The organism is Erwinia psychrophila, from assembly GCF_039023475.1.
Taxonomy (GTDB): Bacteria; Pseudomonadota; Gammaproteobacteria; order Enterobacterales; family Enterobacteriaceae; genus Erwinia.
The window spans coordinates 191,645-215,828 of record NZ_JBCHVB010000006.1; the positions used below are offsets into that span (position 1 = coordinate 191,645).

Genomic DNA, 24,184 nt, shown 5'->3' on the forward strand with positions numbered 1-24,184 from the left:
AGAGGTTTTAAACTGCGGAAAGGTTTATTATCATCGGCTTCTTACGCTGTTATCGTAGCGATAAACCGATACAGCCAGGTGCCGGTCATTGATGAACGGGTCATCTGGCGTTATTGTTACAGCCAGCCTGAAACCGATAGTGAAACGGTGAATTCACTCTCTCATCCATAGCGATGAGTTATCGGGTTCAGACAGGCAAATAAAATAGCCAGATGCCCAAGGTGTTGGCCCGAAAAGGAATAAAGAGACTTATGCGCTGTAAAACGCTGACTGCTGCGGCGGTGGTTCTTCTGATGATGACCGCTGGATGTTCCACTCTGGAGCGAGTGGTTTACCGGCCGGATATCAATCAGGGCAACTATCTGGTCGCTACTGATGTTGCAAAAATACATACCGGCATGACACAACAGCAGGTGGCCTATACGCTGGGTACGCCGATGATGCGCGATCCCTTCGGCAGCAACGTCTGGTTTTACGTGTTCCGCCAGGAGCCTGGCCATGAGCCGGTGACGCAGCAAACGCTGACGCTGACCTTCGACAGCAGCGGCACGCTGACCAATATTGAGAACAAACCCAACCTGACAGGCAAAAAAGGCTGATCGGGGCTGACAGAAAGCAGGTTTCAGTCACAGCAATAAGGCGCCTAAAGCGCCTTATTTTTTTGCTGCCCGCTCGGCGCGCAGGCGACGCAGCTCTTTAGGATCGGCTATCAGCGGGCGATAAATTTCGATACGATCGCCCCCCTGCACTTCATCCTGCAATTTCACCGCCCGGCTGAAGATACCGACCTTATTACGGGCAAGATCGATATCGCTGCGCAGCTCCAGGATACCTGAAGCCCGGATCGCCTGTTCAACGGTACTGCCCTCTTCCACATTCACCGTGTACAAATACTGCTTGTCCGGCAGGGCATATACCACCTCAACAGCGATATCAGACACTGTAGACCTCTTTGGCCCGGTGCGTAAACGCCTGCACCATGCTGCTTGCCAGCTCTTTGAAAATACGGCCAAAGGCCATTTCTACCAGCATATTGCTGAATTCGAAATCCAGATTCAGCTCAACCTTGCACGCCTCTTCACTCAGCGCTGTAAACGTCCAGCCGCCGCTAAGCTTGCGGAATGGCCCATCTACCAGCTGCATATGAATGCGCTGGTTGTTGGTCAGCGTATTGCGCGTCACAAAAGTTTTACTGATACCGGCCTTGGAAACGTCCACGGATGCCGTCATCTGTTGTTCACTCGAATCCAGCACCCGGCTGCCGGTACACCCTGGAAGAAATTCCGGATAGGCATCCACATCGTTTACCAACCGGAACATCTGCTCGGCGCTGTAGGGCACCAGCGCGGAACGGCTAATCTGAGACATAATGTTTCCTGTTAATCTTCAACACGTAAATAATAACATCGCAGGCAGGTAAACAAAAATTCTCAGCCGCCAGCGTTCTGCTAAAATAGCGCTTTTCCCTGCGCCCGATGTTACAGGGGATGCCATCAACCACCGCTTCATGTAAACTAAGTAGCACTATGACAAAGAAAAAAGCACACAAACCCGGTTCTGCTACCATTGCCATGAACAAGCGGGCCCGCCATGAATACTTCATCGAAGAAGAGTTCGAAGCGGGGCTGTCGCTACAGGGATGGGAAGTTAAATCACTCCGTGCCGGCAAGGCCAATATCAGCGAAAGCTACATACTGCTGCGCGATGGTGAAGCCTTCCTGTTCGGTTCCACCTTTCAGGCGCTGACAGGGGCTTCTTCGCACGTTGTCTGCGATCCGACACGTACCCGTAAGCTGCTGCTTAAGCAGCGCGAGCTGGATACGCTATTCGGTAAAGCTAACCGCGACGGTTATACCATCGTCGCGCTGTCGCTCTACTGGAAGAACGCCTGGGCCAAGCTGAAGATCGGCGTGGCGAAAGGGAAAAGAGAGCATGACAAACGCGATGACATCAAGGATCGCGAGTGGAAATTAGACAAAGCACGTATCATGAAGCACGCTAACCGCTAAGCCACTGGCATAGCGGCAGGTTTTTCTGATATACTGCGAAACAGTACTTGGGGCTGATTCTGGATTCGACAGGATTTGCGAAGCCCTAGGAGCATGCCGAGGGGCGGTTGGCCTCGTTAAAAGCCGCAAAAAAATAGTCGCAAACGACGAAAACTACGCACTAGCAGCTTAATAACCTGCTTAGAGCCCTCTCTCCCTAGCTTCCGCTCTTAAGACGGGGATCAAGAGAGGTCAAAAACAAAAGAGATCGCGTGAATACCCTGCCTGGGGTTGCAGCGTTAAATCCAATCAGGCTAGTTTGTTAGTGGCGTGTCCGTTCGCAGCTAACCAGCGAATGTAAAAACTGGACTAAGCATGTAGTGCCGACGGTGTAGTAATTCTGGACGCGGGTTCAACTCCCGCCAGCTCCACCACATTATGTACCGGATACGTCCGGGTAAGTCCTGAAAGCCCGCTTGGAACCAGCCTCGCGGGCTTTTTTACGTCTGTGGTAGTCCGTAGAGATCCAGCCAAATCCGGTGATAATTGGTATACGTATTGGTATACGGTAAGATGTATGCCATTAACGTATACCAATTCACGCAGGAAAGCCCCGTATGGCAAGGACTACGCGCCCTCTCACCAACACAGAAGTTCTTCGTTCCAAAGCCATTGATAAAGATCTGACGCTGCATGATGGCGACGGACTTTTTATGGTGGTGAAAACTACAGGAAAGAAGCTTTGGCGTTTCCGCTATCAAAGGCCAGCGACAAAGCAGCGCACTATGATGGGCCTGGGTGCCTTTCCTGCCCTGTCGTTAGCAGATGCCAGACGCGTGCGTGCTGATTACCTCTCCTTACTCGCTAATGGCATTGACCCACAGACGCAAGCCGAACAGCTCACAGAACAGCAGCAGATCGCATTAGACAGCATTTTCTCAACCGTGGCCGCTAACTGGTTTGCTTTGAAACAGGCCAGCGTTACACCGGATTACGCTAAGGATATCTGGCGTTCTCTTGAGAAAGATGTTTTCCCTGCTATTGGAGATATCCCCGTGCAGGAGATTAAAGCACGTAAGCTGGTTGAAGCCTTGGAGCCTATTAAGGCCCGTGGTGCTCTTGAAACCGTTCGCCGTCTGGTGCAACGTATTAACGAGATTATGATTTATGCGGTTAATACCGGGCTAATCGATGCTAATCCTGCGTCTGGTATCGGTATGGCGTTTGAGAAGCCTAAAAAGCAGAATATGCCAACGCTGCGACCAGAGGAATTGCCGAAACTTATGCATTCCCTGATGATGTCCAATTTGTCCATTCCGACTCGCTGCCTGATCGAATGGCAACTCCTGACTCTTGTGCGCCCTTCAGAGGCTTCAGGTACTCGATGGGTAGAGATCGATCTTGAGACAAAGCTTTGGACGATTCCAGCCGAGAGGATGAAGGCTAAACGAGAACACATTATTCCTCTGCCATCCCAGGCGGTCGAAATTTTAGAGGTGATGAAGCCTATCAGTGCTCATCGTGAACATGTATTCCCCAGCCGCAATAATCCAAAAATGCCAATGAATAGCCAGACTGCTAATGCCGCACTCAAGCGCATTGGTTACGGGGGGAAACTTGTCGCTCATGGGTTGCGCTCTATAGCAAGTACAGCGCTAAATGAAGCGGGTTTTAATTCTGACGTTATTGAAGCAGCACTTGCTCATAGTGATAAAAATGAAGTTCGTAGAGCATACAATCGTTCAACATATTTAATTAAAAGAATAGAACTGATGGAGTGGTGGGGCTTACAAATAAAACCAGCCCTACGCAATAAGCTTTGATGATCACATATACTCATTTTTATTACTTGTAGTTTATAAAAAGCCTCGTATGAGGCCTTTTGTTTTAGAAAGCTGGTTTTACATTCTTCTCAAACAATTCATATACTGGACGATTCATCTGTGCAGTAGCAGCAATTAGTTGTGAAAAATTAGATGTACATTCCCTAACCTTTGTTGGGCTTTTTAAACCGCCATCAATTAAGGCTGGCAAAAGTTGGTTACTTAAAGCCAAGCAAATGTCTACTATCGGTTCCCAAATTGTCTCAGCACTGGATGGCGATACATCATTTCCAAATGAAACTCTAAACAGATCAGGTATGGGCCGCCCCAGAAAGCTCTCTAGACATTCAGTGATAGCAGAACAAAGCAGCGGGATCGCCCCCCTGTATCTCAAATATTCTAATTGAGCTGCATCGTTTTTAGATAATGTTTCTTTTTTCCCTAAATGAATTTTCTTATTGACTATACATTTCATCAATGAAAATGCACAAACAATATGGGATGCTTTCGTGCTGTCATTAAATATTTTTGAGTAATAGGAATCATTTGTCCAAATAGCAGACCTTTGGTTATATGCTATAGTTGGTTCTCCATGAAAACTCATTAGAGCCTGTCCAACTGTGTATGATGGTAAGAGATTTGGCTTTCTACGTATGACACTTTCGGCGCTGCCTCTGCGACCACCTTCATACTCAGCATCTGGAATAGAAGAAAACTCAACCTTCAAGCGCTTTTGTATTTTATCTGTGCTTCTAAAATCAGATGCCTCAACTTTATTCTGGCTGTTATTATATTGAATAATATTTTGAATTAAATCAGCATCTCCATCTCTAACTTTTATAAATCTTGCCTGAACTCTAACATCTTCTGTTGGTAAACGAGCAAGAGATCCAAGAGCGCCTGTCGTTTGTGCACCATTAACGATTGACATACCTCTGACTTCAAGATTGCGAACTTTTTCATTGTACTTATAATCATGAACTAATATTGTAACTCCATTATTGAAAACCCAGAAGTCAGATGCTGAATTTTCTGCGCTAGTTTTAATGCCATTGTTAATATTAGAATCCGTAGATCTTGAGCCAAGATAATCTCTCACGTTTGCAGAGAAAACATTCAACTTATGCTTTTTATAAGCCCTCGCTAAATCCTTACCTTGAATCGTAGTACAAAACGAAGCCCACTCCCCTCCATTTATTTCATAACCGCCATCACTTACTTTTATGTTGAAAATTTCATCAACCAAGATTGGAGATAGAGATTCACTGTACCACTCAGTAATTTTTTCTGCACCAACCTCTACAGCATGCACCTGAACTTTTGAATGATTGAAATCATGCTTCAAAATAGTATTTGCAGTTTGCTGAACCGTTACCAACTCCTGCCTCACATTTTTTGAAATTGGCAAGTTGTGGACATACCAAACATATAAAGTTTTTATTTTAGATTGCCTGATTAAATCTCGAATCTGTTTTGCCGAGGAGTTTATTCTTTCAGGCACCTCTTTTAAATCTCTTTGCAGAAGCCATGCTAAAGCGATATTGAGGTCACTGGCCTTATTTGCTGGGGCTTCTTGTCTATCTTTTCCTGAAAAGTAGCATTGGGCGAGAACGGCAAATTCTTCTTCTTCATTAATATAAACAAGATCGCATTTTTTATCATCGTGCCCATCAGTAATAGATTCCGCAGCAACTCCATCAATGTCATCTATTCGAAAGTGCAGTGCTAATGCAAATAAGGCTAAACCATTGTCCCCATATGATTTCAGATCTTCTCTGCTTTCATAGGCCTGTGTCCATGTACTCATGCTTAATCCTTAGTTAAGAAAAACTTGAGATTATCGTTTACCACTTAAGCAATCAACTGCATTTTCTATGTAAGCGCGCGCTCGTACCCCCGCCACGCCTGCCCGCTTTATGCAGCAGTTTTCATGCACCTGCATGATTAGCTCTGTGCCGCGCCGCAGCTGGCCTTTCATGCCGTTCCGGGATGGCGGAGAGTCATGCGTTTTCATGCAGCATAGACATGCACTCACGCAACGGACGTAAAAAAGCCCGGCACTGGCCGGGCTTCGGTGAGTTTCTGCGCTTGCCGCTCAGAAAATTTTACGCTTGCTGCGATCGGTTCTGGCTCCCCGGAAAGGATGCGCACCGCTCACGCTCAGCACGTCATCCCGGAACATCAACGGCTGGTTTACCCCCGTCCATTGCTTAATAAGGTTCTGGACATATTCACGGTAAAGCGTGTCAGCATCGTTCGCGCCTTCAATAACGCCCGGTGCATGGGTTGAGCCATTCTGTTCAAACTGGCTGTATTTCATCCTGAGCAGGCTGCTCAGCTCGGCGCCATGAATGATAAAGAAGTCATCAATAAGCGTATCAATGCGCTCACTCGTGATGCCCTCATGACAGAATACGTAAGCGTTAGCCTTGCGTCCGGTCACGTCTGCCAGTACTGGCAGCTGCTTTTCCTTTTCGGCAATCAGCCCGGCAAGGTCTGATGCCGTTTCCTGCTGTTCCAGATACTCCGCGCGCAGTGCCTTCATATCCGGCGTGACGCTGCCGCCATTCTGTCCCAGCATTTCACGGAAGCGCGCCCGGTTGTCCCGGCTTGCCTGTTCCATCTCTGTTTTACGCTGGCGCAGCTCGCTGAGATTTTCAGTGGCGGCATTTTCGGCCTGCCTCGCTTCCAGCCAGGCAAGCATCTTCACGTTGAGGTCTTCGATACGTAAACGCCAGTCAGGGGAAAGGCCCTTCACCAGCTCGGTGGTGTGGCTGATAACGTCAGCCTCGGGTAATCGCAGGAGCCATCCGGCTTCCTTAAGTGGCCGCTGTACTCTGGCCTGCGCCGTACCAATACGGTTACCGGCGACCTGAATCTGTTCGTCGGTCATCTGCTGCTGTGTCATGCTGCTTTTCCTCTCTGTCAGGGTTGTGCGTGGCGGTCTTTGCGGGTACTGGCTGAACCATAGCGGCCCAGCGTCTGCGGCTGGCGAACCGGGACGTCATTCTGCGGTTTAGGCTCTGCCGCCACGGGCTTGTGCGGTTTCATGATGATTTTCTCCACGCTCTCCAGCGCGGTGAACGTGCACGAGCAATCCAGATTCCGGCACTGATACCAGGTTCGCTTGACGGTGGGAGATTCATAGGCGCTGGTACGCGTGTGCGATACCGTGCCGCATTCCGGGCATTTAAGCGCCATCGACTGGCCTCCTGGCGCTTATCAGACTTTCAGAACGCTGCCGGTAACGAAAGTGTCTGGCAGGCGAGTAGCTGCGCTGGCAGTCCTGGCTCATTGTGCTGTGTCCTTCGCGTCCATTTCACGCTTCATGAACAGTGTATGTCGCGTCATCGGGCTGGGCGCATTACGTGCATCGTGATGCGCCTGCGATGCAGCACTGAGCCCTGTTCCCGAAAGCAGGGCATCTCCTTCTGCGGACGGAGCATGCTTCATCGCTTTTTCGGTAATGTCTCCCCGGATGAACTGCTTAATTTTGGTTTCTGCATCATCCACGCCCTCATAGCCGCCGGCATGATAAAGCCCCATTGCGTGCATCCGAAGACTGAGGGCCTGCATCATTGCCTCACCATGCTCCGCCATGAACTGTGCCCATACATGGTGCGAGTAAACCATCATCAATGATTTGTGAGCATTAATGTATTCTTTTGCCCGGTCTCCGGAGGCCCACGGGAGGGTTTCCGTTTCGGTCTGAAGTGTGCTCAGCAATTCATCAAACTCGTTCAGCGTTTCGCGGGCCAGTGCGATATCCGTACGCAGCTTCTTCATGCGCGGCGTCATACTGCCCTGGTTTTCCCGGAACAGTTCGCGCCACTCCTCATTCATGATTTTCGCTTCAGCTTCTGTTTCTTCCCGGCGGCGTCTGATGGTGGCGGCCATCGTTGCGGCTTCAGTCTGTTGCCTGCGTGCAGCAAGCCATGCTGATTTAGCGGTCTGTACTTTCTCAAGCGCCTGCCGGGTAGCGGCGGGTAATGCGGTGGTAAAGTCTGCTTCGGGGGTGCGGTGGGTGTCGGTCATGTTGTTTCCTGCCTTTTCGGTTTCGGGAAGTCAATTGTGCCGGCGCTGACACAGCTGAACTACCGGATGCCGTTGTCTCAGCGACCAGACAAAAAGACCTTCTTCTGGCTAGCCAGGAAAAGGACTTCGTAAACCCATCATGCTGATTTTAATTTTATATATATCCTTCACCTTTCTTCACCCTTAAGAAAAAAAGAATAAATACAGTAAATTAAAGGGTGAACAATCGAAAAGTGATTCTTCACCTTCTGTTCACCATTGTTCACCCATCAGGAGACTGTATAAAATATTTCCATTGTTATTTTCGATTAATTTGAAATTATTAATAAGTTAAAAAAACTTGCTTTAAGCTTACTACGGCTTATTTGTGCTTATTTGTCTTTATATGTCACAGCCATTTTTTGCTGTGCGATTTGTATTCAGTTTTTCTCTGACTCATACAAATTCAGCTTGTTGCTTTGCAGTAAAATATACTCAAAATAAAGAGCTACCAGAGACCGGGCACGTCCGCCCGGCTCGTTACGGAACCCTGAGAGGTAGCCATGTATAACACTGTTTCCGCATCTTCATCCGCTCCGGCGGCCCCTGTTTTACCTTCATCGCTGCCCGCTCAGGAACGCTTTATCCGCCTGCCGGAAGTGATGCATATCTGTGGCTTATCCCGTTCCACCGTTTACGATCTCATCAGCCGCAATGCCTTTCCGGCGCAGGTCTCGCTGGGCGGAAAAAATGTGGCGTGGCTTGCCAGTGAAGTTGGCGACTGGATGAATGATCGCATTGCCGCGCGCGGTCAGGAGCGTTTGTCATGATTGTGCTTACCATCGGCGGAAAGACGCACGGCCTGTCCTTGAATAATGCGCAGCTGCTAGCACTGGCGATTGCAACTGAAACGGATAAAACGGGGCAGCCGCAGTGCTTTCAGGGTACAGATACCGGCTTTAACGAACGCAGTGTCACAACCCCACCCGGTAAAACCGAATTGCAGACGTTTTCCCGCGCCGGCATCATCCTCACCGACTGCTGAGGTGCAAATGCTGCTTAATCTGCTGTTCCCCGGCTTGCGTGCAGGGGTCATTCCCTGGTACAGTCTTGTTGCTGTCGCAAAATCGGCAGCCGGGCGTAGGAACCCGAGTTACTCAATGGCGACACCAGACGCGCCACGCGTCTTTTTTTGTGTCCATGCCTCAGTGCACCCATTTTTCGGGCAGCGGTTATATATCCGTTGTGCCGTCCGCGTAATGGTGGCCCGGGCGGGGCAGCCTTCGGGCTGGCCGGTATCCATTGAGGCCGGTATTCCTACCCCCGTTCGGGCTGCCACCCATGAGTGTAGGAACTCCGGTGGTGGCAATAACCGCTACTCAATGGAGACTGCCATCATGGCTAAAGTCACTCATTCCCCACATATTCAGTTCGTCTTTGTTTTTGCCGCCCTGCGCCGCTGTGAGCGCCATTCCCGTATTCAGATGCTTCGCACCACAGCTGCCAGTGAGCGCGCCGCGCGCCTGACACTTGCACGTGATTACATTCTGTCACTGGCCGCCCGCCTGCCGGTCAGGGAGGTGCGCGCATGAATCACGCCAGCATTTCCCCTGAAGACATTCTTCGCCTCGACCATATCCGCAACGTTGGTCTGCTGGTATCTGACCTGACCCGGATTCAGGACTGTCACGAAGCGCCACCGGCTGACCAGCGCGCGCAGCTGGCTTCCCTGATTTACCTGATGACCGCACAGCTGGACGGCGTGGTGACACGCTGTCATGACGGCTGGATGAATGAGGAGGTGCAGCCATGAAAGAACGTACTCTGTCACCCGCTTTAAAAGCCGCGCTTTACCGCCGCGCGGTGGCCTGTGCCTGGCTGACCCTCTGCCATGAGCAGAACCGCTATCACTCCCTGACGCTGGCGTGTGTTGAACACGCCATCGAAACCGGGCTGGAAGGATTTTATCTGCGCCAGCACGGACGCCAGCGCGGGCAGGAAATCGCCTGTGCGCTGCTGGCTGACCTGATGGCCGCCGGGCCGCTGAAAGCCGCGCCGTGCCTGTCCTTTCTGGGACAGGTGGTGATGGATGAACTGTGCGGGCGTCTTAAAGACGTGCCGGTACTGCACTGAGGGAGAATAAAATTATGAAAATGACCGTATCAGAAGCAGCCACCGCCGCACGGGGCCAGTGGCCCCGCATCCTCCCCGCACTGGGCCTGACGGTGGTGAAAAACCGCCATATGCCGTGCCCGGTCTGTCAGGGCACCGACCGCTTTCGCTTTGATGATAAAGACGGGCGCGGTACATGGATTTGTAACCACTGCGGGGCCGGTGACGGTCTCACCCTGGTGGAAAAGGCGCTCAGTATTTCCCTGAGCGAGGCCGCTGTACGCGTCAGTGAGCTGAGCGGCGTGCTGCCACCGGTACAGCCTGAATCCCTGAGCACAAACACGGCTGACACGGAAGCAGCCCACCAGGCCGCCGCCATGCTGGCGCAGCAGCTGGTCAGCACGGCGAAAGCAGTCACCGGTAACGCCTACCTGTCCCGCAAGGGCTGGCCGCAGCATAATGCCCTGGCACTGACGAAGCCGCATAAGGTGGCAACCATCAGCTACCGTCCCGGTGACGTGGTGGTGCCGCTGCATGATATGGCCGGGCATCTGGTCAACGTCCAGCTGATTAACGCCGCCGGTGAAAAGCGCACGTTAAAAGGCGGTCAGGTGAAAGGTGCCTGCCACGTTCTCGGCAGTGATAAACCGGCAAAGCGCATCTGGCTGGCAGAAGGATACGCCACCGGGCTGACAGTGCATAACCTGACCGGCGATAAAGTGTGGGTGGCACTGTCGTCCGTGAACCTCCTTTCTCTGGCTGGCCTTGTCCGCGAAAAACACGCCACGCTGCCCCTGCTGATTGCCGCAGACCGTGACCTGAACGGTGACGGGCAGACAAAAGCAGGTAAGGCCGCAGAAGCCTGCAACGCCACGGTAGCCCTGCCACCCGTATTCGGTGACTGGAATGATGCCTTTATTCAGAACGGCGCGGATGAAACGCGCAGGGCGCTGAACGATGCGGCCAGGCCAGTACGCACCAGCCCGTTTACCACTATGAGCGAGGCGGAATTTTCAGCCATGAGCGTCAGCGACAAGGCGGAGCGCGTGTCTGAACATTACCGTGACCGGCTGGCCGTGGACGCCAGCGGTGAAATTCTCAGTCGATACCAGTCGGGTGCGTGGAAGGTGATGCCCGGCAATCAGTTCCGCCGTGAGGTGGCGGCCCTGTTCCTTAAAGTTGGGGCCAGCTTTTCATCGGCAAAGGTGGCGGGCATCGTCGACACGCTGAAACTTATCGTGCCACAGCAGGCGGAGCCGGCACGCCGTCTGATTGGCTTTCGTAACGGGGTGCTGGACACCCGCACCGCCACCTTCAGTCCGCACAGAAAAGACTACTGGCTGCGCACCGTCAGCGATGTGGATTTCACCCCGCCGGTGCCGGGCGAGACGCTGGAAAGCCACGCGCCACACTTCTGGCAGTGGCTGGACCGGGCAGCAGGTCGTAGCGCAGAGAAGCGCGACATCATTCTGGCCGCGCTGTTTATGGTGCTGGCAAACCGCTATGACTGGCAGCTGTTTCTTGAGGTGACCGGCCCCGGTGGCAGTGGTAAAAGTATCATGGCCGAAATCGCCACCATGCTGGCCGGAACGGATAATACCACCTCTGCAACCATCGAGACGCTGGAGTCTTCACGTGAACGCGCGGCAGTGATTGGCTACTCACTGATTATTCTGCCTGACCAGGAGAAATGGAGCGGCGATGGCGCGGGTATTAAAGCCATCACCGGCGGCGATGCGGTATCCGTTGATCCGAAATACCGTGACGCCTACTCAACCCATATCCCGGCGGTTATTCTGGCGGTGAACAACAACCCGATGCGCTTCACCGACCGCAGCGGGGGCGTGTCACGCCGCCGGGTCATTCTTCATTTCCCGGAAATTGTTGCGGCCAGCGAGCGCGATCCGCTGCTGAAAGAGAAAATCCGGGGAGAACTGGCCGTTATCGTGCGCCAGCTGATGCAGCGATTCAGTCAGCCGCAGAATGCCCGCGCGCTGCTTCAGTCGCAGCAGAACTCCGGCGAGGCAATGCGCATCAAGCGCGATGCCGATCCCATGGTGGACTTTTGTGGCTACCTGTTTACCGCACCGGAGCCAAACGCGCTTTATATGGGGAATGCCAGCATCCGGCCCGCACAGCCACGCCGCTATCTGTATCACGCTTACCTGTGCTACATGGAGGCCAACGGCTACAGGAACCCGCTGAGCATGAAAATGTTTGGCCTGGCGCTTGAAGGGATTTTACGGGAATACGGGCTGAACTACCTGAAGCGGCGAACGAAGCTGGGGATCCAGACCAATCTGGATCTGACGGAGGAAAGTAACACCGACTGGTTGCCAAAATGTGATGACCCGGCAGCCATCTGAACCATACGGAACCGGCGAGAGCCGGTTTTTTTACGCCTATTGTACACCCGTGGTGTAGAGTGTAGCCTATTGTACACCCATGCTTCACCATATAACTAATTGAATAAAAAGGTATTAAATGAAAGGTGTAGAGTGTGAAGGATTTTTTATAAAATCTTTTTTTAGGGGTGACGCGGTTTCTGCTCACTCCACTAATTTGAAGTAACCCCTTCCACGCCATCTGACGCTTCCATGCAGCTAAAAGGCAGGCTGCGCACTGCTCGCCCGTTTTATTCTTCAGGGTGTGCTGATCAATGCTCAGGGTGTGTTTTTCCGCTAAGTGCCAAGAGCGGATGTTTCTGACCTGCTGCTGTATTAATTTGCGAAGCACAGGCCGCCCGCCATGGATTCCTCCTACTTTTATTTGCTCATCATTGCTATGCGTCTATGCTTTTCATTTAAGCTCTACAGGTACAGTAAGATGCCTCCTACTTCCGATCCACAGATGTTAATGTTGCTCTACTTCGTTTTGCCTGTCTGGCTTATTGCAGGTTTCGCTGACTGGCTTTGCCACAGAGCAACTGATATAGAAACAACTACTGGCCTGAAAGAAACTTATATTCACATTTTAATGTTTTTTGAGATGGGCCTGCCTTTACTTGCTGCCCTCTTTCTAGAGATAAATGCGTTAGTCATTGCGTTTATGATTGTGCTGTTTTTCTGCCATGAGGCTACAGCTCTATGGGATGTCAATTATGCTGTGACCGCAAGGCGGGTATCGCCCGTTGAGCAACATGTGCACAGCTTTTTAGAAATGGTGCCTCTGATGGCACTTTTGCTGGTGATTTCACGTCACTGGCCGCAATTTTTGGCACTGTTTGGCTTCGGGGAAGAATCTGCTCGATTTGAACTCAAACAAAGAATAGATCCGCTGCCCGGTAACTATATCGTGGCTGTGCTTACAGGCATCTTTGTGCTTGAATTGCTGCCTTACCTGGAAGAGTACTGGCGTGGCAAAAAAGCAAAAAAGCGTGAACAGGACACCTAAGCTGCTCTCTGTCATCTGATACATCACTAACTAAAACGTCTACTGTTCGCTCATAGTGGACATTAGCTTGCATGTTAATCAGCTCTGTACCATAAGCGGACGCTGGTGCATTGGGTAACTATAAAGATGCACTGTAAGCCAATTAAGAGAAATGCTGAAAAGACCGTTAACTAATCTCAAACTTGCATAATCATTTATCTCTTCCATGATTAATACGTAACCTTAGCTAAGGAGAAATCATGTTAGACGAATACAAAAAATGCATTGAGGCCTGCTATCTGTGTGCTGCGGCATGTGATAATTGTGCAGCTTCTTGTCTCGAAGAAGAGAACGTAGAGATGATGCGCGAGTGCATAAAACTGGATATGCAGTGTGCAAATATCTGTCGTCTTGCAGCTCAGTTCATGGCACTTAATAGCGAGTCAGCTAAAGAGCTCTGCCGACTTTGCGCTGATGTTTGTCAGAAATGCGGCGATGAGTGTGCAACACATGAACATGACCATTGCCAGGATTGTTCCAGAGCTTGTCATCACTGCGCCGAACAATGCAGAAAGATGGCCGCCTGAGAAAAAATTCAAATTACCAAACCCGCTTCGGCGGGTTTTTTAATCCTGTAGAGGAAATTCAGAAGGATGAGATGGATGAGATGGATGAGTTTAAGGGACAGGCGGGAAATGGATCTGCTCGTAAGTGCAACCCTCAATGACAAATGCTTACACAGATTATTTAAATGGCTCAATGCCCGTTTTTCGCTCATCGCGGACTACCATCAGCTCACATTTTCAGTTTTGTGACTGGACTTCTCGTCACTAAAAGCGGTTTTCCTGTTCAATACGCCTAAACTTCGCGTTCCTTTCCGATTTACGTAACGTCAAGCGAGCTTCAGGGCTAAAAATATGCGAAACGATAGAAGCAAAACCAGCCCTTCTACCTACCTGGAAAACGCCTTAATGAACACGATTGGTATACGCTTAGGTATACCAATCAAAGTTGAATTCATAAAAATCATATAAAAACATATAATTGCCGAAAAAATTCAGACTCCGCCAGCCCACCAAATTCTTGGTCGATGGTTACCAGAGCCATTCGATGAAGTCCTAAGAGCCCGCATGGCGCAAGCCCTGCGGGCTTTTTTGTGCCTGCAATTTGTCCCGTGAAGTCCGAAGCCAACTAATTAAATCCGAACTTTTTAGGCACCTTGTTAGGCACCTCATAAAGCTTTATTGTTTTTGAGGTGCCTAAAACTATGGAAACCCGGCAATGGCAAGACAAACCAAACCTCTCTCTGTTAAGGAAATCGAATCTGCCAAACCCAAGGAAGCGGACTATGTTCTCTATGATGGTGATGGCCTTGAGCTACTGATCAAATCCAGCGGGAGTAAAATCTGGCAATTTCGCTACATCCGCCCTGTCACCAAGAAGCGAGCGAAAAAGAGCATTGGCTCCTACCCGTCAGTTACGCTTGCCGATGCTCGAAGCTATCGATCTGAATCACGCTCTCTCTTAGCGAAACAAATCGATCCCCAGGAACATCAGCAAGAACAACTACGCAGTTCACTTGAAGCCAAAACTAATACTTTCCAGCTCGTGGCAGAACGTTGGTGGAATGTGAAGAAAGCCAGTGTTACCGAGGACTATGCAGAGGATATTTGGCGATCTCTGGAAAGAGATGTTTTTCCTGCGATTGGTGATGTCAGCGTTACAAATATTAAAGCCCATACGCTGGTTCAAGCCGTTCAACCAGTCCAGGCCAGAGGAGCACTGGAAACCGTTCGTCGCCTTTGCCAGCGAATTAATGAAGTGATGATCTTTGCCCAGAACACGGGTCTAATTGATGCTGTACCAAGCGTTAATATTGGCAAAGCCTTCGAAAAGCCACAGAAGAAGAACATGCCTAGCATTCGACCGAATCAGCTACCTCAACTGATGCAGACAATGCAAACAGCCAGCATTAGCCTTTCCACACGCTGCCTGTTCATGTGGCAACTTCTTACTATTACCCGCCCTGCCGAAGCGGCTGAAGCTCGCTGGGAAGAGGTAGACATGGAAGCGCGAGAGTGGAAGATTCCTGCAGCACGGATGAAAATGAACCGGGACCATACTGTTCCACTGTCAGATGAAGCATTGGCTGTTCTGGAGATGATGAAGCCGTTAAGCGGCAATCGGGAATTTATCTTTCCGAGCCGTATCAAACCAAGTCAACCAATGAACAGCCAAACCGTTAATGCTTCACTCAAACGGGCAGGTTTTGGTGGTGTTCCCGTTTCGCATAATCTTCGATCTATCGCCAGTACAGCCCTAAATGAACAAGGCTTTTCGCCTGATGTAATTGAGGCAGCACTTGCCCATGTGGATGAAAATGAGGTTCGCCGCGCGTATAACCGCACCGATTATCTGGTACAGCGTCGTCCAATGATGCAGTGGTGGGCTGATTTTGTGATGGCTGCGGATCGCGGAAGCATTATTAAAGGTAGAATAAGAGAAATTCAACTGGTTGGTTGATGCTGATAAACTTCAACCAACTCTGATTTATGCTCTGTCATGGAAAATTTATTGATATGACCATGGACATAAATTGAGCTCATACATTGCTCATGATTAATTAGAATACATAGCATTAAATAGCAATCGATATAACTACATATCTTTATCTATTATCGTTCGGGAAATACTGCATCAAAGCACTCACAAAATTATCATGTAAGTATGCTGCCGTTGAATTTTATAAGGAAGTTTTATAATAAAATGCCATGCTCAGGAGTATATAGAGCATGGCATCTTTTAACTCAATAAACATCAGGTTCATCAATTAAATCCGTTAAGCGGAAGGCAATCCAAGCTTGTCGAAGAATGCGCGGTTACGCTCTCTGGCTGCTTTAACTAATTGATCAAAGCTAATCACTTCGATATATGCATGGGAAGGCTCGTTGTAACCGAAATAGCCCATTCCATCAGAAGTAATCCGCAAGTTAGCCCGACGGGCTCGCCGATGCATCGATTCGGTCAGGTCACAAAGTACATAACAATAACCGGGAATATCCTTATTTGCGGGAATGGGACGTCCTGATTTGGTAGTTACTTTCCCGTCGCGTATTCTTTCCAGGTAGCTTAATGCCTGATCTATTGGGTCCTTATCTTCGCCTTCTCGCATATCATTGCGCATGGGACGTTTGATTTCGACAACCGTAATGGAAGCAAGTGGAAAGGTGTTCTGATCGTTAACAAGAAGTGGATTATCAAACACTTTCAGGGTAAGCAAGTCAGGCTCTTTAGTTGAACCATTGCCAGTAATTGGCATCGAGTTGAGCGTTTTATCAGAAGCCAAATAGTTATGAAATGCTAGACGCTCATCAATCAACCAAAGGTTACAAGAGTCCAAGAAAACCTCGCTGGAATCTTTACGCATAGGCATGATCATCTCATGAATCATATCTTCACGGGCATACTTTCCATCTTCAAGCCGCTCGATAGATTTTTGTAGCAAATCTATAATTACCTTCCGGTGCGAAACGTAATTGGCAAGATCTGATTTTTTAAGATCTCCAGCTTTGCGTAGGTACTCCCCGAGCCGTTCCTTGTATTCATCTACATGCTCTCTACTCTGAGGCTGCATAATGTCGTGGCCTTCGCTCACCAACTGTCGTTCCACTTCATACCACTGAGCATGCAGATGTAGCTCCAGCTCTTTATCTGACTTTTCAGGGTCAACGATCAGTAATTCTTCTGGAACATAGTTAGCAATGGGGCGATAACGTGGCGCATGATTGTTGATGAAATCATCCACCCGTCTGCGACCAGCCGACACGTTCTCTATCAGAACATCTTGCAGGTATTCTTTAGTCCGAGCTAACACGGCTTCCCGGATATCTTTGAAGCTTACTTCGTTGAGCATGTCCTCAACATCTTCAGCAATATCAAACGAAGTTCGCTCGCTGCGCACATGCTGGTTCAGATAGTCGGACGATACATAGCAGGTATAAGTAAAATCACCGGAAACGTCAGAAATTTTTCCGTACAGGCCAGGAATTTTTCCCTGAATAGACTCTTCTTTAACCAGTCGATTAGCTGCGCAGAGGGCTAGTTGATGTTTTTTGTTAACAGATGCACGAAACTTTATATGAGTTAATTCAAATTGATAGTCACGAATTGTTATTGTTTCGAGAAATGCGCTGGCATGCATATGTTCTTCAAGCAAATTATCAAGGTCTAAAACCTCATTCGCATCTTCCAGAATTATCTTGGGCGCACTTCCCTGTCGCACAAAATACCAAAGCACATGTTCAAGCAACTGGTTGGCAATAGAATGGTTTTTTGAAGGAACATGCTTGCGAAAACTCTCATCAAAACCATTCAGCTTGATAAGTGTACCAGGTTTTTGAGATGTTGCCCCTACAATCTTTTCACCGTGAACGCCTGATTTATCATCGAAACGGAATAAGCGTTTTTTAAGCTTATCGTCACCATCAAAAAAATGGCTTTCCACTTCGACTAGATTAAATACTTTCAGCCACATCAGGCGGCCAACACCACGGCATCCTTTGTCAATTTTATGATCTGAATCGAGGGTTTCAAACGAATTAAAGTTGGTATTGTCAAAACCACAGCCATTATCTGTAATGGTAAATCCGATGATTGGAGGTTGCGATTTTGCGTCTAAATCCAAACTGCCTTGACTGGCACGGTTGATGTGGAGAACAATCTTACCATCAGCGGCATTACCCATCTCTTCAATAGAATGAATGGAGTTAACTACTGCCTCAAATACCGGCATTAGGCCATGGCTCTTAGGCAACGAAGTATTTCGTAAGCGCCCCTTTAAATTTGTTTGTAAGCTCACGGTGCAACCTCCCCTTTTTCATCGCTATTATCGAGAAACTCGTGCAATTGCTTTAACTTGAGTAAAAGCTCATCAAATGTAATAATTTGCACATTCTTTGAGTTACGTCGGTACATCTCAAAAGACTTCTTCCTGTCTTCATCATCGGGCATCGTACCAATCACTAAAATACAGTTAACAGCATATGATTCAATGTCATAAAGTCGGTTGTTGCTTTTTATCGTGGCAATATTTTGCTGTAGCTGAGAACACTGATCAGGTATTTTTTTTACCGAGCCTGTTAGTTCTGTGGAAGCGCAGTAAACTGAGCCTCTATAGGCTGTTTTTTTTAGTAACGCGGAAGAAGGCTTTTTGATTTCAATCAGAGCTAGATTGTTTGTGAGGCCATTTTTTATCAGATAGACCGTGATTTTTTCACCATCGCCAGTCATGCGTTCGCCACCAATACTTTCTTGGTCTGATATTTTTATTGCCGGATAGCCGAAGGCAAAAGTCAAGATAAATGGATTCTGATTGAAAAGCCTCTGCCAGATGTCTTCATTTGTTTCTTTACTTAGCAAGTCTTCATATGAAGAAATTAAGCGCTCAAGCGAGACCAACTCGATATCATTTTTCAACTTAATCAAAGTGGCTGAGTCAGTATGTTTTACTACTGATTTGTCTTTCGTGACCATGCTCATAGCTGCTTGCTTATCTGCATTCGTTATTTTTATCCGAAGCATCTTGCTTATGGTATCGTTATCAGTAGGCAAGGTTTTTTGCTCAACACCTAATCGATGAGCAACGTGATTGTAAGTGGCGACAGCCTTCGTAATACGCGCAACTTTCCGCGCTCTTTCAGTAATGCGGTTACAAGCACGACGCATTTCATCATAATCATTCATATTTACATGAAAATATTCATCATCAGCACCGCCCGTTTTATTCTTGTCAAGAATAAGGCATTGATGGCTTGTATGCTTTTCAAGCGCGGAAATTATCGTCTGATATCCTTTGGTCAATCCTAGACCATAGCGAATGTCTTTGATAAAACCTGTCGGCAAAAGTTGTAAACATTCATATACTTCATCTTTGGTATAGGGTGCCGAGTCAAGGTTAACTTCGATAGCTATTTCATTTATTTGGCCATACTTCTGGTTTAAGTAGTTAGGGTGGGTTGTCAAGGTATATATGGGATAAAGCGAGATAAATCCATCCTGACCCCTAAATAGAGCAATCTTTCTTTTATACTGACTAGGATTCGCATAGTCTATTCCTGCTTTTTCAAGATCGCTCATACTCGGAAGATAGAATACTTCCGTGCAGTTAGGGAATACTTCTTCAATCTCAATATTCAGATCTTCAGGGCTGAAATGTTCGGATAAAAGCTTAACCATATTCCCTCCTCTTCCCTCCTCAGAACTCACCTTTGAATTCGGAATCGAGAATTGATGCTTTTAAACCTGCTAAATTGCCCCTGACCCTGTAACATCCACCACTGGTGATAATGACTGTAGGCCAGGATTTCTCTGCATTGTAGGCGATTTCCAATTTGTCCATAGGTTAGCACTCCAGCTGATGACAATACCAACGTTTTGTCACCAGCTGTAAGACAGCGATCTCTCGGCCTATTGTTACTTAGTCCCGCTTAATGACTGCTGAAATTTAGAAATATAACTACCCAAGGTATTTGCTTCTTTAACTTCGTCATGAGGGATCAGTAAATAATTCCACTCTTTACCGCCGTTGTCTTTTAGATAAGCGGAGGCGTTAGCGCACCACTTTACACCCGACTTAGCTTTTTCTGTTACTTCTTCGTTCCAGGTGCCATCAGCGTTTTTATACTGCGCGCTTTTCGTTTCCACCATCAGAATGCCATCGTTGGTTTCAACAATAAAGTCAGGCACATACTCTGGGTGTTCGGTGCCTTTCTTGTAGTACATTTTGAACTGGCCCTTGGCAGGTTTGAACCATTTAATTGCATCGCGCTCAAGGATTATAGCGAAGCGTCGTTCGGTGTCAGAATCGAACTTCTGTATCGGATAAAGGCATTTTTTGAAACCGCCGAACAGCATTTGCTTAATCTTGCTCACTTCGGTCACGGTGTCGCGATAGTTTTTAACATCCTGCCCTTGTGCCGCCGTGTATGAGCACTCCTTCAGCGTGGTGAACCCGCTACGTACTTCCACTTCGTACTCGGTGGCTTTTTCATAGAAGTGCTTGTCCATTTGAGCATGAATAAGCCTTGCGATAGCGTCGCTTTGATTTTGAAGAATGTTTTCCACATCCTTTTCATCATTGACTGCATTCAAGCACTCAACGGCTTGCTTAGCTAAGTCATACAGCAGCTCGGCATGCTCGTCGTAGGGGATGTCGTCATAGTCAAACAACTTTTTAAGAATGTAGTTCTCATTGATTGGTTCGTAATTACCAGAGTCTCCTTCACCAATCTCCGTTTGCTCATTGGTTTGAAGGCTCTGGCTTACTAGTGAACGCTCTTGCGGCTTGAGGCCTTTGATTCCTGAAATATCAAGGGTAAAGGCATGGTAGCCACTATTTACTGTGCCTTTAGGGGTAACGATAATGCGTGGAATGTCGATAGTGTTATCGACAACCAACGCCGTTGTTTTGGCGACCACATCGGCAATATCAATTTGCTCTTCATCCTCTAGCAGTGATTGTTGCCCTTGGGTGAGGTGCTCTTTTACTGCTGCAATAATCTGCTGCTGCACCGCTTCAGAATGAAGGGCCTGACTCGTTGGTGCCTGCTCAGGTTTGGACTGATATTGCTTGATAACCGCCAACGCAGCGCTGGCTGCCTTTTTTTCAGGCTCCGAGACAAAGAGCGGCTTCTCTTGTGCTTTAGGTTTGTAGGTGGTTCCAGCACTGCCTTTGGTGTCGCCACCAAAAATCTGTGCGTCTATATTGGAGCCGATTTGAAAATTCTCTTTGCCTTGTTTTTCTTCATAATCCAATTCGATGAATTTGAGTTTTCTTAATACGCTATCGTCTTTGTTGGCCTCATCGACGATTTCTTGGAATCGGTCATGGGCGACAATGCTTAACCTATCGACCGGCTCAACACCTGTTCGCTTCCCGTAAGGCAAACGCAAGCCCCGACCAATGGTTTGCTCTACTAGGGTTTTGGCATTTGCCGCTCGCAGAGGAACAATAGTGTAGAGGTTGGTTACATCCCAACCTTCCTTCAACATGTTCACGTGGATAACAATCTCTGTCGGCTCATCGCTACTTTCAACATTCAGCAATGCCTGCACGGTTTCTTCTTCTTTGCTGCTGCTATCTACCTGAATCACTTTGCCAGCGTATTTACCATCAAATACCGTTTCCAGTTTCTCTTTCAAAGCCTTCGCATGAGTAGTGTCGCGGGCAATGACCAGCATAAAAGGCTTAACGATACGGGTGTCGTTCTCATGGGCGTAGGTAATCAACTCAACTTTGGTGGCTTCGTGTAAGCGGATACCATCCTTGAGCTTGATCTCCTCTAGGTCTTCCTTGCTGTATTGGTTAGGGTTGAAGTTACGTTGTGTAACTACGGCGGGCTCTTTAACAAAGCCGTCTTCCATAGCGCGAGCTAAGGGATAGTCCACCACCACGTTCTTAAAAGGAATGGTGCTGCTACCTGTTTCAACCTGAGGTGTTGCGGTTAGTTCCAGCCCCAGAATTGGGTTGAGTTCGTTCAATGCTCTTACACCAGCACTTGCACGGTAGCGATGTGATTCATCCATTAGCAGAACCAAGTCTGGAAGGCCTGCCAGATGGCTGAAATAACTATCACCCAGGTACTCTGACAAACGCTTGATGCGCGGTGCTTTGCCACCACGAACCTCTGAGTTAATTTTGGAAATATTGAATACATTAATCCTTACATTACTGAAAAGATCACTCATCACCTGAGCGCCACGTTGCTCGTAGTTATCACCAGTAATCACCTCAGGCGGGTACGCTGCGAATTCGGCAATGCCCTTGAATACATACTTTGGTGTGCCGGGGCTAAAATCGGCAATTAGCTTTTCATAGATGGTAAGGTTGGGCGCCAACACAAAAAAGTTTTTGATGCCGTGCGCTAAATGCAAATAGCTGATAAAAGCACCCATCAGTCGGGTTTTCCCCACGCCGGTTGCCAACGCAAAACAGAGCGATGGGAAGTCGCGTTCGAAGTCTTCCAGTGTAGGGAATTCAGCTTTTAAGGTTTCGAGCAATGCTGGCACATCATGTTTTGGATCCAGCAGTTTGTCATTCGTTGCGTCAATGGCTTTGGCCAATGCCTCTAATGATTCCCGCTGCGGAGCACGTAAGCTCAAGCGACCTGAAATACTATTAATAATTCTGGTATCCATTTCTTACTCCAATGCTTAAAACAGGTCGTCTTGTGCAGGATCGCGTGCTGTCATCGGCAGATTTTGCACATTCAGGCTGTAATCGTCATGCGCCCATTCGCAATGCTTCAGCAAGGCCTTTGGCAGCTTTTTAATGGTCAAATTGGCAAAATTATCAGCCTTGCAACGGAAAGCTCCGCACATCACCAGCAAAGTTTTGTCGCTTCCCACTTCTTCACTGATTTGCTCTAACTGCTCAATCGAAAGGTTTTGTGTGGTCACATAGATGAAGTCGGTTTCCGTGGAACCGCCGTGTTGCCACCAAACCGTATCTGATGGGGCATAGGTAAATCCTTCCAGCTTGCAGACGGCTTCTGCCAGCATTTCAGCATTGAACGCTTTATTAATGATCGGCTGACCGAAGCGATCGTATTCAATCAATGAAGGTGCCAGTTTGTAGTAGCGGAAGCCACCGCCTCCTTGCCAGTTAACGGACTTAGATATTCCACCCTGGTCTTTACCATCAATGACTTTCTGAAGTCTTGGAATAATATGGGTGTGGCAGTGATCTCCCAGCTCAACCATAATCCAGCGGCGGCCCATCTTGTGTGCAACTGCGCCCGTGGTACCTGATCCGGCGAAAGAGTCGAGCACTAAATCATTTTCTTTTGTGGCAAGGAATAATATTCGTTCTAAAAGGCGTTCTGGTTTTGGGGTTGTAAATACATCCTTTGGATTGAACGCCTTTACCTCAAGCTTTGCTTCGTGATTATGTCCGACTTCCGTATTAGGAAACCAGGTGGATGGAGGTCTTGTAGCAGAATCTTCAAGATACTGCTTGACGTAGATCTCCCACTTTCCATCTTTTTCAATTATGTCAAGTTCATCTTTTCTTGACTCTAAGTTGTCCTTTTTCCAGCGCCACCGCCCCTCTGTACCGTCCGGTTTAATCGGATATATTGAGGATCCGTCTGGCGCGATAATTTCATACCACATTGACGGGCGGTCTTTCCTTAACGACTCAGAGCCTTCTTTTCTAAGAGATCTTCTTCTGTAATATTTCCCCACATCTTCATCGAAGAAATTAAACTGTTTGTTATTTTGTTCTTTAGCAATTTGGTTGACTCTAAAGGACTCACTTTTTTGATAAACCAATATATGGTCATGCGCATTGCTAAAGCCACGAGCATCCATGCGCTCACTATAAACCTTTTGCCATAAACAATTTGCAACAAAATTTGACCTCCCAAAAACCTCATCACATAGGACTTTTAGGTAGTGCGCTTCATTGTCGTCAATGGTTATCCATAAAGAACCATCTTCACTAAGTAAATTCCGGAATTGTTCTAACCTATCCCTCATCAGAGAAAGCCATAAAGAGTGCTCAATACCGTCATCATAGTGCTCGAATGCGCTACCAGTATTATAAGGCGGGTCAATAAATACGCATTTCACTTTACCTATGTATTCCTGCTCTAATGCCTTCAGCGCCAGTAAGTTATCGCCAAATATCAGCTTGTTATCAAAAATGTCGTTTTCGGACACTTTGTGACTGGCGTGATAAGAAAGCTCCGGGTCTTCCAAAAGAATGCGCGGCTCCAGCTTAGGGCGCTTGTCTTTTCCTATCCAGGTCAGTTCGAGTTTGGTTTTACTCATAATGCTCTCTTTCTGTAACTTTAAATTCTGCGGAATGTGAACTTA

At 48.1% G+C, this 24,184-nt stretch carries 23 protein-coding genes and 1 other RNA gene; 13 read left to right on the plus strand and 11 right to left on the minus strand.

The annotated features are described in order from the left end of the window. Positions 1-251: 251 nt before the first annotated feature. Positions 252-599, plus strand: coding sequence for an outer membrane protein assembly factor BamE (bamE, locus tag AAH446_RS15375; protein ID WP_342907555.1), 348 nt, complete (start codon positions 252-254; stop codon positions 597-599). 54 nt (positions 600-653) lie between these two features. Here the strand turns inward: bamE and AAH446_RS15380 are convergent, their stop codons facing one another. Further along, positions 654-941, minus strand: coding sequence for an RnfH family protein (locus AAH446_RS15380; protein WP_342907556.1), 288 nt, complete (start codon positions 939-941; stop codon positions 654-656). Next, complete coding sequence (locus AAH446_RS15385) at positions 934-1,368, minus strand: type II toxin-antitoxin system RatA family toxin (RefSeq protein ID WP_342907557.1); 435 nt, start codon at positions 1,366-1,368, stop codon at positions 934-936. The genes AAH446_RS15380 and AAH446_RS15385 overlap by 8 nt, the downstream gene beginning before the upstream one ends. Positions 1,369-1,526: 158 nt before the next feature. Between AAH446_RS15385 and smpB the strand changes: the two genes are divergently transcribed. The 3 genes from smpB (at position 1,527) to AAH446_RS15400 (ending at position 3,811) form a co-directional block, all read left to right on the plus strand. Further along, positions 1,527-2,009 (plus strand): SsrA-binding protein SmpB, encoded by a 483-nt coding sequence (gene smpB, locus AAH446_RS15390; protein WP_024965436.1) that lies wholly within the window; start codon positions 1,527-1,529, stop codon positions 2,007-2,009. A 49-nt stretch (positions 2,010-2,058) separates the two neighbouring features. Next, positions 2,059-2,422, plus strand: a transfer-messenger RNA (tmRNA) gene (gene ssrA, locus AAH446_RS15395). A 183-nt stretch (positions 2,423-2,605) separates the two neighbouring features. Further along, entirely contained in the window at positions 2,606-3,811 is a 1,206-nt protein-coding gene (locus AAH446_RS15400; protein WP_342907558.1) for an integrase domain-containing protein, read from the plus strand. Between the two features lie 64 nt (positions 3,812-3,875). On the opposite strand, the gene AAH446_RS15405 is transcribed toward AAH446_RS15400, so the two are convergent. From AAH446_RS15405 to AAH446_RS15420, 4 genes are all read right to left on the minus strand, one after another. Beyond that, positions 3,876-5,618, minus strand: coding sequence for an AIPR family protein (locus tag AAH446_RS15405; protein ID WP_342907559.1), 1,743 nt, complete (start codon positions 5,616-5,618; stop codon positions 3,876-3,878). A 288-nt stretch (positions 5,619-5,906) separates the two neighbouring features. Further along, positions 5,907-6,719 (minus strand): hypothetical protein, encoded by an 813-nt coding sequence (locus AAH446_RS15410; RefSeq protein ID WP_342907560.1) that lies wholly within the window; start codon positions 6,717-6,719, stop codon positions 5,907-5,909. Between the two features lie 17 nt (positions 6,720-6,736). Next, a complete protein-coding gene (locus AAH446_RS15415; RefSeq protein ID WP_024965440.1) occupies positions 6,737-7,012 on the minus strand; it encodes an Ogr/Delta-like zinc finger protein in 276 nt (91 codons plus the stop codon). Positions 7,013-7,102: 90 nt separating this feature from the next. After that, on the minus strand, positions 7,103-7,846 hold the full coding sequence (locus tag AAH446_RS15420; RefSeq protein ID WP_342907561.1) for a septation initiation protein: 744 nt from the start codon (positions 7,844-7,846) through the stop codon (positions 7,103-7,105). A 542-nt stretch (positions 7,847-8,388) separates the two neighbouring features. Between AAH446_RS15420 and AAH446_RS15425 the strand changes: the two genes are divergently transcribed. From AAH446_RS15425 to AAH446_RS15465, 9 genes are all read left to right on the plus strand, one after another. Continuing rightward, positions 8,389-8,655 carry a helix-turn-helix transcriptional regulator gene (locus AAH446_RS15425; protein ID WP_342907562.1) on the plus strand — a complete coding sequence of 89 codons (267 nt, stop codon included), beginning with the start codon at positions 8,389-8,391 and terminating at the stop codon, positions 8,653-8,655. After that, on the plus strand, positions 8,652-8,870 hold the full coding sequence (locus AAH446_RS15430; RefSeq protein WP_342907563.1) for a hypothetical protein: 219 nt from the start codon (positions 8,652-8,654) through the stop codon (positions 8,868-8,870). Before AAH446_RS15425 ends, AAH446_RS15430 begins: the two co-directional genes overlap by 4 nt. 7 nt (positions 8,871-8,877) lie before the next feature. After that, the gene (locus tag AAH446_RS15435) at positions 8,878-9,417 is read left to right on the plus strand and encodes a host cell division inhibitor Icd-like protein (RefSeq protein ID WP_342907564.1); all 540 of its coding nucleotides are present in this window, start codon (positions 8,878-8,880) and stop codon (positions 9,415-9,417) included. After that, positions 9,414-9,638 carry a hypothetical protein gene (locus AAH446_RS15440; protein ID WP_342907565.1) on the plus strand — a complete coding sequence of 75 codons (225 nt, stop codon included), beginning with the start codon at positions 9,414-9,416 and terminating at the stop codon, positions 9,636-9,638. The genes AAH446_RS15435 and AAH446_RS15440 overlap by 4 nt, the downstream gene beginning before the upstream one ends. Then, on the plus strand, positions 9,635-9,958 hold the full coding sequence (locus tag AAH446_RS15445; RefSeq protein ID WP_342907566.1) for a DUF5375 family protein: 324 nt from the start codon (positions 9,635-9,637) through the stop codon (positions 9,956-9,958). The genes AAH446_RS15440 and AAH446_RS15445 overlap by 4 nt, the downstream gene beginning before the upstream one ends. 14 nt (positions 9,959-9,972) lie before the next feature. Beyond that, on the plus strand, positions 9,973-12,303 hold the full coding sequence (locus tag AAH446_RS15450; RefSeq protein WP_342907567.1) for a primase-helicase zinc-binding domain-containing protein: 2,331 nt from the start codon (positions 9,973-9,975) through the stop codon (positions 12,301-12,303). Between the two features lie 460 nt (positions 12,304-12,763). Further along, positions 12,764-13,330 carry a diguanylate cyclase gene (locus AAH446_RS15455; RefSeq protein ID WP_342907568.1) on the plus strand — a complete coding sequence of 189 codons (567 nt, stop codon included), beginning with the start codon at positions 12,764-12,766 and terminating at the stop codon, positions 13,328-13,330. Between the two features lie 239 nt (positions 13,331-13,569). Continuing rightward, positions 13,570-13,896, plus strand: a complete 327-nt coding sequence (locus tag AAH446_RS15460; protein WP_203025665.1) for a four-helix bundle copper-binding protein — start codon at positions 13,570-13,572, stop codon at positions 13,894-13,896. Between the two features lie 694 nt (positions 13,897-14,590). Next, complete coding sequence (locus tag AAH446_RS15465; protein WP_342907569.1) at positions 14,591-15,832, plus strand: integrase domain-containing protein; 1,242 nt, start codon at positions 14,591-14,593, stop codon at positions 15,830-15,832. 316 nt (positions 15,833-16,148) lie between these two features. Here AAH446_RS15465 and AAH446_RS15470 read toward each other — a convergent pair whose 3' ends face one another. The 5 genes from AAH446_RS15470 to AAH446_RS15490 all read right to left on the minus strand — a co-directional run bounded on the left by AAH446_RS15470 (position 16,149) and on the right by AAH446_RS15490 (position 24,139). Next, positions 16,149-18,167 carry an ATP-binding protein gene (locus tag AAH446_RS15470; RefSeq protein WP_342907570.1) on the minus strand — a complete coding sequence of 673 codons (2,019 nt, stop codon included), beginning with the start codon at positions 18,165-18,167 and terminating at the stop codon, positions 16,149-16,151. Continuing rightward, entirely contained in the window at positions 18,164-19,543 is a 1,380-nt protein-coding gene (locus AAH446_RS15475; RefSeq protein WP_342907571.1) for a Shedu immune nuclease family protein, read from the minus strand. The genes AAH446_RS15470 and AAH446_RS15475 overlap by 4 nt, the downstream gene beginning before the upstream one ends. Positions 19,544-19,562: 19 nt before the next feature. Next, positions 19,563-19,706, minus strand: a complete 144-nt coding sequence (locus tag AAH446_RS15480) for a hypothetical protein (RefSeq protein ID WP_342907572.1) — start codon at positions 19,704-19,706, stop codon at positions 19,563-19,565. 74 nt (positions 19,707-19,780) lie between these two features. Next, complete coding sequence (locus tag AAH446_RS15485; protein ID WP_342907573.1) at positions 19,781-22,504, minus strand: DEAD/DEAH box helicase; 2,724 nt, start codon at positions 22,502-22,504, stop codon at positions 19,781-19,783. Positions 22,505-22,519: 15 nt separating this feature from the next. Then, entirely contained in the window at positions 22,520-24,139 is a 1,620-nt protein-coding gene (locus AAH446_RS15490; RefSeq protein WP_342907574.1) for a site-specific DNA-methyltransferase, read from the minus strand. Between the last annotated feature and the right edge of the window lie 45 nt (positions 24,140-24,184).

What these genes read in the sequence shown, in the direction of transcription:
- AAH446_RS15440 (WP_342907565.1), top strand. Translation starts at nt 9,414, where the DNA reads ATGAATCACGCCAGCATTTCCCCTGAAGACATTCTTCGCCTCGACCAT.
- AAH446_RS15435 (WP_342907564.1), top strand. Translation starts at nt 8,878, where the DNA reads ATGCTGCTTAATCTGCTGTTCCCCGGCTTGCGTGCAGGGGTCATTCCC.
- AAH446_RS15400 (WP_342907558.1), top strand. Translation starts at nt 2,606, where the DNA reads ATGGCAAGGACTACGCGCCCTCTCACCAACACAGAAGTTCTTCGTTCC.
- AAH446_RS15410 (WP_342907560.1), bottom strand. Translation starts at nt 6,719, where the DNA reads ATGACACAGCAGCAGATGACCGACGAACAGATTCAGGTCGCCGGTAAC.
- AAH446_RS15475 (WP_342907571.1), bottom strand. Translation starts at nt 19,543, where the DNA reads ATGGTTAAGCTTTTATCCGAACATTTCAGCCCTGAAGATCTGAATATT.
- AAH446_RS15485 (WP_342907573.1), bottom strand. Translation starts at nt 22,504, where the DNA reads ATGGATACCAGAATTATTAATAGTATTTCAGGTCGCTTGAGCTTACGT.
- AAH446_RS15445 (WP_342907566.1), top strand. Translation starts at nt 9,635, where the DNA reads ATGAAAGAACGTACTCTGTCACCCGCTTTAAAAGCCGCGCTTTACCGC.
- AAH446_RS15425 (WP_342907562.1), top strand. Translation starts at nt 8,389, where the DNA reads ATGTATAACACTGTTTCCGCATCTTCATCCGCTCCGGCGGCCCCTGTT.
- AAH446_RS15415 (WP_024965440.1), bottom strand. Translation starts at nt 7,012, where the DNA reads ATGGCGCTTAAATGCCCGGAATGCGGCACGGTATCGCACACGCGTACC.
- AAH446_RS15450 (WP_342907567.1), top strand. Translation starts at nt 9,973, where the DNA reads ATGAAAATGACCGTATCAGAAGCAGCCACCGCCGCACGGGGCCAGTGG.
- AAH446_RS15420 (WP_342907561.1), bottom strand. Translation starts at nt 7,846, where the DNA reads ATGACCGACACCCACCGCACCCCCGAAGCAGACTTTACCACCGCATTA.
- AAH446_RS15480 (WP_342907572.1), bottom strand. Translation starts at nt 19,706, where the DNA reads ATGGACAAATTGGAAATCGCCTACAATGCAGAGAAATCCTGGCCTACA.
- AAH446_RS15465 (WP_342907569.1), top strand. Translation starts at nt 14,591, where the DNA reads ATGGCAAGACAAACCAAACCTCTCTCTGTTAAGGAAATCGAATCTGCC.
- bamE (WP_342907555.1), top strand. Translation starts at nt 252, where the DNA reads ATGCGCTGTAAAACGCTGACTGCTGCGGCGGTGGTTCTTCTGATGATG.
- AAH446_RS15385 (WP_342907557.1), bottom strand. Translation starts at nt 1,368, where the DNA reads ATGTCTCAGATTAGCCGTTCCGCGCTGGTGCCCTACAGCGCCGAGCAG.
- smpB (WP_024965436.1), top strand. Translation starts at nt 1,527, where the DNA reads ATGACAAAGAAAAAAGCACACAAACCCGGTTCTGCTACCATTGCCATG.
- AAH446_RS15460 (WP_203025665.1), top strand. Translation starts at nt 13,570, where the DNA reads ATGTTAGACGAATACAAAAAATGCATTGAGGCCTGCTATCTGTGTGCT.
- AAH446_RS15430 (WP_342907563.1), top strand. Translation starts at nt 8,652, where the DNA reads ATGATTGTGCTTACCATCGGCGGAAAGACGCACGGCCTGTCCTTGAAT.
- AAH446_RS15455 (WP_342907568.1), top strand. Translation starts at nt 12,764, where the DNA reads ATGCCTCCTACTTCCGATCCACAGATGTTAATGTTGCTCTACTTCGTT.
- AAH446_RS15405 (WP_342907559.1), bottom strand. Translation starts at nt 5,618, where the DNA reads ATGAGTACATGGACACAGGCCTATGAAAGCAGAGAAGATCTGAAATCA.
- AAH446_RS15490 (WP_342907574.1), bottom strand. Translation starts at nt 24,139, where the DNA reads ATGAGTAAAACCAAACTCGAACTGACCTGGATAGGAAAAGACAAGCGC.